The sequence below is a fragment of the Flavobacterium jejuense genome, from assembly GCF_006491595.2.
GTDB lineage: Bacteria > Bacteroidota > Bacteroidia > Flavobacteriales > Flavobacteriaceae > Flavobacterium > Flavobacterium jejuense.
In genome coordinates this window covers 1-12,490 of the sequence record NZ_VEVQ02000027.1, presented here as the reverse complement: position 1 = coordinate 12,490, position 12,490 = coordinate 1, and the positions used below count along the sequence as shown (strand labels likewise).

At 29.0% G+C, this 12,490-nt stretch carries 13 protein-coding genes and 1 pseudogene; 7 read left to right on the top strand and 7 right to left on the bottom strand.

The window, feature by feature from the left end:
* Window positions 1–518 precede the first annotated feature (518 nt).
* The 6 genes from thrS to rlmF all read left to right on the top strand — a co-directional run bounded on the left by thrS (window position 519) and on the right by rlmF (window position 5,557).
* Entirely contained in the window at window positions 519–2,459 is a 1,941-nt protein-coding gene (thrS, locus tag FIA58_RS20890) for a threonine--tRNA ligase (protein WP_140964642.1), read from the top strand.
* Between the two features lie 29 nt (window positions 2,460–2,488).
* Window positions 2,489–3,040 carry a translation initiation factor IF-3 gene (gene infC / locus FIA58_RS20885; RefSeq protein WP_317167941.1) on the top strand — a complete coding sequence of 184 codons (552 nt, stop codon included), beginning with the start codon at window positions 2,489–2,491 and terminating at the stop codon, window positions 3,038–3,040.
* A 73-nt stretch (window positions 3,041–3,113) separates the two neighbouring features.
* Complete coding sequence (gene rpmI / locus FIA58_RS20880) at window positions 3,114–3,311, top strand: 50S ribosomal protein L35 (protein WP_140964640.1); 198 nt, start codon at window positions 3,114–3,116, stop codon at window positions 3,309–3,311.
* A gap of 108 nt (window positions 3,312–3,419) precedes the next feature.
* Window positions 3,420–3,764: a 50S ribosomal protein L20 gene (gene rplT, locus FIA58_RS20875; protein ID WP_140964639.1), complete on the top strand. Its 345-nt coding sequence runs from the start codon at window positions 3,420–3,422 to the stop codon at window positions 3,762–3,764.
* A 77-nt stretch (window positions 3,765–3,841) separates the two neighbouring features.
* Window positions 3,842–4,591: a hypothetical protein gene (locus tag FIA58_RS20870; RefSeq protein ID WP_140964638.1), complete on the top strand. Its 750-nt coding sequence runs from the start codon at window positions 3,842–3,844 to the stop codon at window positions 4,589–4,591.
* A 24-nt stretch (window positions 4,592–4,615) separates the two neighbouring features.
* Complete coding sequence (gene rlmF, locus FIA58_RS20865; RefSeq protein ID WP_140964637.1) at window positions 4,616–5,557, top strand: 23S rRNA (adenine(1618)-N(6))-methyltransferase RlmF; 942 nt, start codon at window positions 4,616–4,618, stop codon at window positions 5,555–5,557.
* Between the two features lie 50 nt (window positions 5,558–5,607).
* Here rlmF and FIA58_RS20860 read toward each other — a convergent pair whose 3' ends face one another.
* The 5 genes from FIA58_RS20860 to FIA58_RS20840 all read right to left on the bottom strand — a co-directional run bounded on the left by FIA58_RS20860 (window position 5,608) and on the right by FIA58_RS20840 (window position 9,306).
* On the bottom strand, window positions 5,608–5,892 hold the full coding sequence (locus tag FIA58_RS20860; RefSeq protein WP_140964636.1) for a hypothetical protein: 285 nt from the start codon (window positions 5,890–5,892) through the stop codon (window positions 5,608–5,610).
* Complete coding sequence (locus tag FIA58_RS20855) at window positions 5,893–6,159, bottom strand: hypothetical protein (RefSeq protein WP_140964635.1); 267 nt, start codon at window positions 6,157–6,159, stop codon at window positions 5,893–5,895.
* A gap of 331 nt (window positions 6,160–6,490) precedes the next feature.
* Window positions 6,491–7,150, bottom strand: coding sequence for a LytR/AlgR family response regulator transcription factor (locus FIA58_RS20850; RefSeq protein ID WP_165928974.1), 660 nt, complete (start codon window positions 7,148–7,150; stop codon window positions 6,491–6,493).
* Between the two features lie 24 nt (window positions 7,151–7,174).
* On the bottom strand, window positions 7,175–8,875 hold the full coding sequence (locus FIA58_RS20845; RefSeq protein WP_165928973.1) for a tetratricopeptide repeat-containing sensor histidine kinase: 1,701 nt from the start codon (window positions 8,873–8,875) through the stop codon (window positions 7,175–7,177).
* Between the two features lie 290 nt (window positions 8,876–9,165).
* A complete protein-coding gene (locus FIA58_RS20840) occupies window positions 9,166–9,306 on the bottom strand; it encodes a T9SS type A sorting domain-containing protein (protein ID WP_317167940.1) in 141 nt (46 codons plus the stop codon).
* A 68-nt stretch (window positions 9,307–9,374) separates the two neighbouring features.
* Here FIA58_RS20840 and FIA58_RS21825 point away from each other — a divergent pair.
* Window positions 9,375–9,506 (top strand): annotated as a pseudogene (locus tag FIA58_RS21825) (hypothetical protein); the annotation flags it as partial.
* A gap of 55 nt (window positions 9,507–9,561) precedes the next feature.
* On the opposite strand, the gene FIA58_RS20830 reads toward FIA58_RS21825, so the two are convergent.
* Both FIA58_RS20830 and FIA58_RS20825 read right to left on the bottom strand, forming a co-directional pair.
* Entirely contained in the window at window positions 9,562–10,398 is an 837-nt protein-coding gene (locus FIA58_RS20830; protein ID WP_140964631.1) for a hypothetical protein, read from the bottom strand.
* A 4-nt stretch (window positions 10,399–10,402) separates the two neighbouring features.
* Window positions 10,403–12,490: Ig-like domain-containing protein (locus tag FIA58_RS20825; RefSeq protein WP_449404293.1), on the bottom strand; the 2,088-nt coding region annotated here is incomplete at its 5' end.

Below are 12,490 nucleotides of genomic sequence, written 5' to 3'. Positions count from 1 at the left end.
TGCAAAAGTAATTCTTTTTTTGAAACTGACAAGCTTTTTTTGAAAAAAAATTTTTCTTTTTTTGTCAGCCTTATAACTCGTGTTATATTTTCAAAATGTAATAAGAACTCTACTTCATTGCGGGTGCAAAACTAATACCTTTTTGTTACAATCCTAACCTTTTTATAACTATTTTTTAATCTTTTTTTCTTCTGTTTGATTTTGAATAACTTACAATCTAAAGATAAAAGATAAAAGAGCAAAGAGCAAAAAGTATGAAGTATGAAGTGAAAATAAAACCATACTATATATAAGGAGTACTTTATTTATCTACTGAAATAACTAACGCCTATAGTAGCCCTGATTGTAGTGGCATCCTTTTTATTTTAGAATAAAATAAAAAGATAGAACGGAAAGCAGGAATAATTGTCTTTTATAACTATATATATCTGCTAATAATTATTTAAAATATCTATACCTATATATATTGTGTTTGTTTTTCTATTGTATTATATTTGCACTTCATTAAATTTCAACAAATGATAAAGATTACTTTACCGGATGGTTCGGTTAAGGAGTTTGCAAAAGAAACAACTCCTATGGATGTCGCTTTAAGTATAAGCGAAGGTTTGGCTAGAAATGTTATTTCAGCATCTTTTAATAGTACCACTGTTGAAACCTCTACTCCACTTACCACCGATGGTTCTCTTGTTTTATATACTTGGAACAACGATGAAGGTAAAAAAGCTTTTTGGCATTCTACTTCACACGTTATGGCTCAAGCTTTAGAAGAAATGTATCCTGGTATTAAATTAACTATAGGTCCTGCTATTGATAATGGATTCTATTATGATGTTGATTTTGGAGATAAAAAAATAACAGACGCAGATTTTAAGAAAATTGAAGATCGTGTTTTAGAAATTTCGAGAGAAAAACATGAATTTAAATTACGTTCGGTTTCTAAAGCTGATGCTTTAGCTCTATACAAGGACAATGAATTTAAAACAGAATTAATTGAAAACTTAGAAGATGGCACAATTACTTTTTGTGACCACTCCACTTTTACTGATTTATGCCGTGGTGGACATATTCCAAATACAGGAATTATAAAAGCGATGAAGATTCTTTCAGTTGCTGGAGCATATTGGAGAGGAAATGAAAAAAACAAGCAGTTAACTCGTGTTTATGGTATTTCTTTTCCAAAACAAAAAGACTTGACAGAATACCTGCACTTATTAGAAGAAGCTAAAAAACGAGATCATAGAAAACTAGGCAAAGAATTAGAATTATTCCATTTTTCACAACGAGTAGGTCAAGGTTTACCTTTATGGTTACCAAAAGGAGCTGCTTTGAGAGATCGCTTAGAGCAATTTTTAAAGAAAGCACAAAAAAAGGCAGGTTACGAACAAGTTGTGACACCACATATTGGACAGAAAGAATTGTATGTTACTTCTGGTCACTATGCAAAATATGGAGCCGACAGTTTTCAACCTATACATACACCTGCTGAAGGAGAAGAGTTTTTATTAAAACCTATGAATTGCCCTCACCACTGTGAGATTTACAATGCTAGACCTTGGTCTTATAAAGATCTACCAAAGCGTTATGCCGAATTTGGTACAGTATACAGATATGAGCAAAGTGGAGAACTACATGGTTTAACTCGTGTAAGAGGATTTACTCAAGATGATGCTCATATTTTTTGTACGCCAGACCAATTAGATGCAGAATTTAAAAATGTTATTGATTTAGTATTATATGTATTTGGTTCATTAGGGTTTGAAAACTTTACAGCACAAGTATCCGTTAGAGATTTAGATACTCCTGAAAAATATATAGGCAGTGTTGAGAATTGGGAAAAAGCAGAAAATGCGATTATCAGCGCAGCTAAAGATAAAGGTTTAAATTATGTTGTTGAAGCAGGTGAAGCGGCTTTTTATGGCCCAAAGTTAGACTTTATGGTTAAAGATGCTTTAGGTAGAAGTTGGCAATTAGGAACAATTCAAGTAGATTACAATTTACCAGAACGTTTTGAGTTAACCTATAAAGGTAGTGATAATGAATTACACAGACCTGTAATGATTCATAGAGCTCCTTTTGGAAGCATGGAACGTTTTATTGCTATTTTATTAGAACATACTGGAGGAAATTTTCCGATTTGGCTGATGCCTGAACAAGCTATTATATTGTCTTTGAGTGAGAAATATGAAAAATATGCTGAAAAAGTTTTAAATTTGCTAGAAAATCACGAAATTCGCGCCCTAATAGATAATAGAAACGAGACTATTGGTAAAAAAATTCGTGAAGCAGAAACTCAAAAATACCCCTTCATGCTAATCATAGGTGAGGATGAAGAGAAAAACGGTACGATTTCTGTGAGACGTCACGGTGATGACGGAAAATCAAATGAAACGATGACTATTGATGCTTTTGCCGAAATAGTTACAGAAGAAATAAATAAAACATTAAAACAATTCTAAGTTTAACTTAAATTTTTAAAGCCATAGCAATTAGAAACAACAGAGGTTACAAGCCTCGCGAAGAAAAAAAAGCAGCACACCGAATTAACAATTTAATTCGTGTTCCTGAAGTACGTTTAGTAGGTGAAAACATTGAACCAGGTATTTACAAAATAGGTGAAGCATTACGATTTGCTGAAGAGCAAGAAGTAGATTTGGTAGAAATATCTCCTAATGCAGAACCGCCTGTTTGTAAGTTAATGGATTATGGTAAGTTTCTTTATGAACAAAAGAAACGTGAAAAAATGCTTAAAGCAAAATCATCTCAGGTTGTTATTAAAGAAATCCGTTTTGGACCTCAAACAGATGAGCATGATTATGAGTTTAAAAAGAAAAATGCCATTAAGTTTTTACAAGATGGAGCCAAATTAAAGGCTTTTGTATTCTTTAAAGGACGTTCTATTATTTATAAAGAACAAGGACAAATTCTTCTGCTACGTTTAGCACAAGAGCTTGAAGAATATGGAAAAGTGGAACAAATGCCTGTTTTAGAAGGAAAACGAATGATTATGTACCTTGCCTCTAAAAAGAAATTAAAATAAAATACAAAAACAAACCTGAAACATCGGGAAAAGTTTAAAATAATAAGTAAGATAAATTAAATACAGGAAGAAAATGCCTAAAATGAAAACAAAATCTAGTGCTAAGAAACGATTCAAAGTTACTGGTTCTGGAAAAATTAAAAGAAAGCACGCTTTTAAGAGTCACATCTTGACAAAAAAATCTAAAAAGCGTAAATTAGCTTTAACTCACTCTGGTTTAGTTCATAAAACAGATGAGAAAAGTATTAAACAACAATTGAATATTATTTAATTTGTTGTTTAGGTTAAAGTAAAATTAATAACCCTGGAGTGGGCGAATTGCAATTAAAAATTCGGAAGTGTTTAAACAACCGCCTTACTACAAAAAACATTTAAAATTATGCCAAGAGCAAAAAATAGAGTAGCTAGTAGAGCTAGAAGAAAAAGAATATTAAAACAAGCCAAAGGATTCTTTGGAAGACGTAAAAACGTTTGGACGGTAGCGAAAAACGCGGTAGAAAAAGCAATGGTTTATGCTTACCGTGATAGAAAGCAAAAAAAGAGAAACTTCCGTGCTTTATGGATCATGCGTATTAACGCTGGTGCAAGATTACACGGTATGAGTTATTCTCAATTCATGGGTAAAATCAAAGCTAATGATATCGAATTGAACCGTAAAGTTCTTGCCGATTTAGCAATGAATCACCAAGAAGCTTTCGCAGCTATCGTTAAGAAAATTAAATAATACGTCAAACCAATTTATCTTACTTATATAGAATCCCAATCTTTTGATTGGGATTTTTATTTATATTTGAATAAAAAATGAAAAAACTATTTCTTCTTTTATTTTTACTTTTAACATTAATTAGCTGTAAAAAAGAAACTTCCACAAACCAAGAGGATATTCAAAACTTAATTATTGAAAAAGATTCCGTCAAGGAAATTGAAATAACAATAAGAGATACAGTCACTATTAAAGTACCAAAAAAATTATTCATACTTATTCAAAAAGAATATGAAGGAAAAAATTTTACTATACTTAATGTAGCATTAGGAAATATTGATTTTAATAATACAGAAGATGCTGTTATAATTATACAAACTACTACTAATAAAAAAGTTTCTGAAAGTCTTTTGGTATACCAAAATAACAATGACTCTTATAATTTAATAGCACAAAATCGTTCTATCATAACTGAAGAATATTTTTTTACTGATGAACACACAAATAGTTCGAAAGAAATTAAAATAATAGATCATCATTTAAAAATAGCTTTATTTTGTTATGGTCCTTGTGGAAATACTTTTTTAGATTTTAAATTTGACAATAATGATCTTTTATTAAAAACTTTTTCCACTTATGATGCAGGTGCTGGAGCACAAATTGAAAGAAATTTTGACGTTGAAAAAAGTATGGTTACAATTACAACTACAAATACAATGACTGAAGATATGCCAATAACTGAAGAGCAATTTACCTTTGAGTATTCTAAAGGAATTCGTTTTTTAGATTTAAATACAAAAAGTCTATTTTCGGATTTATCTGAATTAGAGTCAAAAACCATTTTTTAACAGTAATACAAATACACCCCTCTATTGGAAACTAAAAAACAATTACACCCTAGAAACAAACATATAAATGGTTATAATTTCGCTGAATTAACTACCATTAATCCAAAATTAAAAGATTTTGTTTTCACAAATCAATATGGAAATGAAACTATTGATTTTTCTATTCCTGATGCAGTAAAAGCTTTAAACAAAAGTTTATTATTAGCTAACTACAATATTACTTTTTGGGACATTCCAAAGACTAATCTATGCCCACCAATTCCAGGAAGAGCCGATTATGTACACTATATAGCTGACTTATTAGCTTTGGAAAACAAAAAAAAGATACCGACAGGAAGAAATATAAAAGGGTTAGATATTGGTGTTGGTGCCAATTGCATTTATCCTATCATTGGAAACAGTGAATATGGTTGGCAATTTGTAGGTACTGAAACTGATGTTCCGTCTTTAAAAGCTTGTGCAAAAATAGTTGAGAACAATGAAAAATTGCAAAAGGACATCGTTTTAAGAATTCAACAAAATAAAAGAAATGTTTTCAAAAACTGTATTTTGGAAAATGACCGATTTGATTTTGTTATTTGTAACCCTCCTTTTCATTCGTCAAGAGAAGAAGCTACTAAAGGTTCTCAAAGAAAATTGAGAAATCTTGGCAAAGCTAAAGACGGTAAACCTATACTAAATTTCAGTGGTCAAAATAATGAATTATGGACAGAAGGTGGTGAACTAGCCTTTATTACTAATATGATTTATGAAAGTGCTCATTTTAAAAAACAATGTATGTGGTTTACGTCATTGGTATCTAAAAAAGAAAATCTAAAACCTTTTTACAATCATTTGAAAAAAGTAGGTGTAGTAGATGTAAAAACCATAGATATGGAACAAGGTAATAAAATAAGTCGTTTCATAACTTGGACATTTCTAAATGAACAGCAAAGAGAAAATTGGGCAATTATTAATTGGGATTAAAAAAAGGAAAAGTTAAAATCAACTTCTTCTTTTTTTATAAATATTTTATTTTAAACTCCTAAAACAATCCATTTAGATGTAATTATTCCTGAAGGATCACCAGATACATTAATTGTGACTACTCCTGTAGAAACTGTAAATGTAAATGTCATATACACAAAGTTATTATTTAGTTGCATTACATTACCAGATGCAGTAAAACTAGAGTTTAGTATAAACACCTCATTAGTAACACAATCTAAATAAATAGTAGCTACAGTACCTCTTGCATCAACACAGTTCTCTTTCATAGATACCATCAATAAAACAGTTGTATTTCCAACTGTAAAACTCATTTACTGGTTAAAAACAGTTGACGCAAAATGATAATAAGGAGCCGTACATGTTGAATTTGACCAAGTAGCTAAACCGTCAGCATCTGAAATTAAAACTTTTTCAGCGCCTTGTGTACCATCAGCGATTTTTATATTACCTGCAATATTTAATTTTGCTGTTGGACTATTAGTTAATAAACAATAATCAAAAACAATAGTTACTGTTGCAAATTTTGAAAAAGTGTTGTCAAATGAGAAACTTTGTATGTGAAATAAAAAAGCTAGCAATTTGCTAGCTTTTTAGTTAGGAAAGATAGACAGTTAATCCAATTAAAAATAAGAGGATATAGATTAATAGCAATAAAAATTCTAATCTTTTATCTTCAGAAAACTTCATTATTTCTTAACTAATTTATAACTATTAAAAATTTATTTATGGTTATTAATCATTATTAACAAAAACAATGAATTATCTAAAAAACTCTAAGTGACCATTAAACATCATTAATTTTAGTTTCATCATTATTTTTAAAAAATATTAATAAAACTAAAATACTATTTAACTCAATTCAATACAAAAAAATGGTGTAAAACACTAAAGTTTGTATGTGAAACCAAATTATATTTGAAATTTATACTTTTTTGAAATAGGAATCTCTATTTTTTCAATAAAAACTGAAGTACTAGTTTGCTTAAAAACTTTACTTCTATTAATAACAAATGAACGATGTACACGTACAAAGTTTTTGTTATTTAGTTCTTCTAAAAATTTATCTAATGAATTTCGTATAGAGTACTTAGTTGAGTGCGTTTGAATATCAATATAATTATTATCACTTTTAATAAATAAAATTGATTCATGATTGATATTTATGTAGTCGTAACCGTTTTTAATTGATACTATTTTAGATTGTTTTTTTAATAATGCTAATTTAACTGCTGCTATCAAATCTTGTTTCTTGATTGGTTTTGTTAAATAAGACTCTGGGTTGGTAGCTAAAGCTTGACTCATTAAACCTTCATCATTTTGACCTGTAAGAAAGATAACAATTGTATTATAAGCTTTAGATTTTGCTAATTCTATTCCTGAATTCTCACCATTTAAGTTAATGTCCATTAAAATAATTTCTGGTTGAAAAGTTTCAATTATTTCAAGAGCAGAATTATATTTATGAGCCATTTTTACATTGGTACAACCTTCTTTCTTTAAAATATTAAAAATGTAATCTGCAATAATAATTTCATCTTCAACTATCAATATTTTTACAATACTATCCATTAATTTCATTATTTTATAAAGTAATTAAATCATTATTTTAAAAGTCAATTCAAAACCAAAAATGGTTTGTATCTTATATGGCAGCTCTAATTGTCTACATAATTGATCTATCAAAACTGGTTTTGGAGAATCACTATTCTTCAAATTATTACCATTATCCATATACTTAAACATAATTTCGTTATCTTTTAATTTAATACTAAAATTAATTTGCTTATCCTCTTGATTTTTAAAGGCGTGTTTTATAGAATTAATGTATAACTCTGTCAACATTAACCCTAAATACATTGTGTCATCAACTTTTAATGAAATTGCAGACACCGAAAAATTTGAATTAATATTGTTTTCAATAAATAAATCTGAAAAACTATTTTCAATGTCTTTTAGATAGTTCTGAATATTTATCTCTTTCTTATTTTTAGATTTATACAAATGTTTGTGTAATGTAGCTATAGAGTTGATTTTAACTAAAACCTTTTTTATTTCTTTACTTTCACTTTTTTTAAGTTTTTCGATTTGATCAGAAATTAAAATGATAATTAATTGTAGATTATTATTTATTCTATGATTGGCTTCTGACATTAAAAATTCGTTTTCAGAAGATAACAACCTAAGTTCTTTATTAGATTTTTTTTCTCTTCTAAAGAAAAAAGTTAAAGTTACAACTCCAATAGTAGTCAAAAGAAAAATAATAAGAATCAAAAAAAATTTCTTTTTACTATTTTCAATCTCTAGATTTTGAATTATAATTTCATTCTCCTTTTCTTTAATTTTCTTCTCTTTTTTCTCTAAGTCATATTTCCTTTCTATAACATTTAGTTTAAGATTGGACTGTTGATTGTTTAAATCTTGCGAATAATGATAGGCATTTTCTAAAGCAATTAGTGCTTTTTTATTGTTATTTATTGCTTTATAATAATCTTTTAATTGCAAAAAAAGACTGAATTTTTGCCTTATATTTGATCCTTCTTCAACTCTAGTAACTAAGCTTTCTAATATTTCTGCTGCTTTACTATTATCATTTTTAAAAGTAGCATGAAGTTTTGCTAAATTAAATGAGATATCAATTTCTGGGTTTAATAATTTGTGCTTTTTAGCATATAATAATGCTGCTTCGTATTTTGAAAACGCCTTATTTTTATCGCCTTTATAATCTTCAATTTGCGCAATTTCATTTAAGGTATAAGCAATAATTTCTTTATTTTTAATTTGATTATCTAAATTAAAAATCTGTTTTGCAATTTTATTAACAAGTTTTATAGTGTCTTTATTCCAATCATGATACCCATTTAAAATAGCCATTTTTCTATTTAATGCATATGCAACTATATCTTTATTTTTAATTTCATTTAAATTAAATTTTTCTATATTCAATAAACATGTATCAGCTTTTTTCCTTTCACCAAAATAACGGTAAAATTCAGTTTTAATAGCGTAGGTCAATAGCAAGCTATCCTTAATTTCCCTATTTACATAATCACTTTCAACTTTGCTTATATAATGCAAACTGGAATCCGAAATATTTTGAAATTTTAAGATATTAGCATACAAAAGATAATATTTAGATTTATTACCCTGTTTTTTATTAATAGCAGATTGTATAATTTTAGAAGCTAAATCTAATTGGTTATTATATAAATAATTTGTAGCATTACTATATTCCTTTTCTTGAGAAAAAATAGAGATGGATAAAAATAAAATTAAGATTAAATATGCCTTCTTCAAATACATTTAATGAGTAAATACAAAATTATTAACTTAACAAATGTATTTAAAATTATTTCAAAATTAAATAAATGTTGTGAATTGTAAAATTTGTATTGAATGTCAAAAAAAATTATTCTTTTATTACAAATAATATCTTGTCCGTTTATTTCACTTATTTAAAATAAAAAATGACTACACACTCAGGTAGCCATTTTACTATAATTTATAAACACATATTCTTATTAAAAGTAGCATATAACAAAAAATGTACGATTGCTAGTCTATATTTTTGGAATATTTTTTCATTTTCATTGTTTCACTATTTTACTTGTAGTAATTCCTTCATTGGAAGATACTTTAAAGAAATACAAACCAGTTGGTAATTGAGAAACATTAATAGTATTAGAACTTGTATTTAGAGATTGATTCATTAAAACTTTTCCTGTAATATGACGTTAGTGCCAATTGTATTTATCCAATCATTGGAAACGGTGAATATGGTTGACAATTTGTAGGCACAGAAACCGATGTTCCTTCTTTAAAAACTTGCGCTAAAATAATTGAGAAGAATGAAAAATTACAAAAGTATATTGTTCTAAGAATACAACAAAATAAAGGTATAGTTTTCGTTCCCAAAATCTTAAAGTAAAAAATGATTTACAGTTTCCTGTAAATCATTTTTTTTAAACCAAAAAAATAAACATCTATTTTCCAAAACTATAACCAAGGGTTACACCAAAATTTAACGGTTTTGTTTCAATATCATTTTTAAATGAATATACACCATTTGCATTATTTGGTAAACCAGAAGGGTTATAGGTAACAATAGAATTCGATTCTTTATTATCTACAATGTTAGACAAACCATAATCTAAAAACATACCAACATATATCGAATTTACGGCATTTAACTTAAAGTTGAAACCTAATTCTGTGCTAGCCATATAAGCTACTTTAGTTTTATAAGTATTTTTTGCTTGAAAATTACTTTGTGTACCAAAACCACGTGAAGGTACATCGGTAACTTCTAGGTTAAAATCTGGATAATAACCAGTGGTTGTTAATGAATTTGCTGCAGAATTTATTGTAAACTTTGAAGGAATTAGTAACTTTCCCCCTATTCTAAAGTAAAAACTATTCGTTTCAGTTAGTTCTTTTTTATATTGAATAAATAAAGGTATTTGAAATGAATTTAATGTTTGACTTTCCGAATATCCAGCTGTTTCTTGATTAAATTCAAAAGCAGAACCTGTTTCATCTACTAAAACCGAAATGTATCTATCATTCTCAAGAGTTACGTTTTGTTTATATTGCATATACTCTACTCCAGTTCCAATTCCAAAAACGTTATTCAATTTATAAATATATCCTGCTTTTAAACTTCCTGAAAAAGCACCAGAATCTGTTATAAATGATGTTTTATCTTCAATTTTATTTGTACCAGCTTGAACGCTTACAAAAAAACTACCTTTTTGTGCAAAAATCATATTTGAAAAAATCAAAAATGTTGCAAATCCTATATTCTTAAATGTCTTATTCATATTTTTATTTTACTGCAATGTTAACTGATAGTACGTCTCCGTTTAATAATTGTAATTTTAAAGGAAAAACACCTTGTGTAGAAGGAACTTGAATTTGCATTTCGTTACCTGTTACATTTATTACATTTAATAACTCTCCTGTAATACTAAATAAATACAATTTAGCCCCTATTAATTCACCCGCAGATAAATTCATTTTAACTAATGTTAATTGCCCTATTGGATTTGGGTTTGGAATTACCTGTAATGATCTAATTTCATTATTAGGAACAATTTCTAAAGAACAACTTGTTACTTCAATACCAGAAATGGTCATTACTTTTGCAAAATAAACACCATTTAAATCTCCATTTTCTTTTAAAAATTGCTTGTTTTCTCCTACAATTAATTCATCATTTTTAAACCATTGGTAAGATACATATTCATTTGAAGAATTATCAAAAAAGATAACATCTCTCCAATGCTGACGAATTAAACCAACAATTGAAATTGTCACATCTACAGCAGTTCTTGTTGCGCTTTCACATCCACTTATTGTTTGAGAAACATAATAGGTTCTGGTTGCTAAATTTGTTGTAGAAACTAACGCTGTTCCTCCTGTTGAAGCAGAATACCAATTCATAGTTCCTGTTCCTGTGGCAACTAAATCTGCAACTGTACCAACATTACAAAAGGTCTGTGCTGAAGCTGTTGGTGCAGGTGTAACATTTAATGTCACACTTACCGAAGTTCTTGTAGCACTTTCACATCCATTTATTGTTTGTGAAACATAATAGGTTCCAGTTGCTAAATTTGTTGTTGATGCTAATGCTATTCCTCCTGTTGAAGTAGAATACCATTGTAAAGCTGTTCCCGTTGCAACTAAATCTGCAACTGTACCAAAATTACAAAAGGTCTGTGCTGAAGCTGTTGGTGCAGGTGTAACATTTAATGTCACACTTACCGAAGTTCTTGTAGCACTTTCACATCCATTTATTGTTTGTGAAACATAGTATGTTCCGGTTGCTAAATTTGTTGTAGAAACTAACGCTGTTCCTCCTGTTGAAGCAGCATACCATTTTAATCCTGAACCTGTGGCAACTAAATCTGCAACTGTACCAAAATTACAAAAGGTCTGTGCTGAAGCTGTTGGTACAGGTGTAACATTTAATGTCACACTTACCGAAGTTCTTGTAGCACTTTCACATCCATTTATTGTTTGTGAAACATAATAGGTTCCAGTTGCTAAATTTGTTGTAGAAACTAATGCTATTCCTCCTGTTGAAGCAGAATACCAATTCATAGTTCCTGTTCCTGTGGCAACTAAATCTGCAACTGTACCAAAATTACAAAAGGTCTGTGCTGAAGCTGTTGGTGCAGGTGTAACATTTAATGTCACACTTACAGCAGTTCTTGTTGCACTTTCACATGAATTTAAAGTTTGAGAAACATAGTATGTTCCAGTTGCTAAATTTGTTGTTGATGCTAATGCTATTCCTCCTGTTGAAGTAGAATACCATTGTAAAGCTGTTCCCGTTGCAACTAAATCTGCAACTGTACCAAAATTACAAAAGGTCTGTGCTGAAGCTGTTGGTGCAGGTGTAACATTTAATGTCACACTTACAGCAGTTCTTGTTGCACTTTCACATGAATTTAAAGTTTGAGAAACATAGTATGTTCCAGTTGCTAAATTTGTTGTTGATGCTAATGCTATTCCTCCTGTTGAAGTAGAATACCATTGTAAAGCTGTTCCCGTTGCAACTAAATCTGCAACTGTACCAAAATTACAAAAGGTCTGTGCTGAAGCTGTTGGTGCAGGTGTAACATTTAATGTCACACTTACCGAAGTTCTTGTAGCACTTTCACATCCATTTATTGTTTGTGAAACATAATAGGTTCCAGTTGCTAAATTTGTTGTTGATGCTAATGCTATTCCTCCTGTTGAAGTAGAATACCATTGTAAAGCTGTTCCCGTTGCAACTAAATCTGCAACTGTACCAAAATTACAAAAGGTCTGTGCTGAAGCTGTTGGTGCAGGTGTAACATTTAATGTCACACTTACCGAAGTTCTTGTAGCACTTTCACATCCATTTATTGTTTGTGAAACATAATA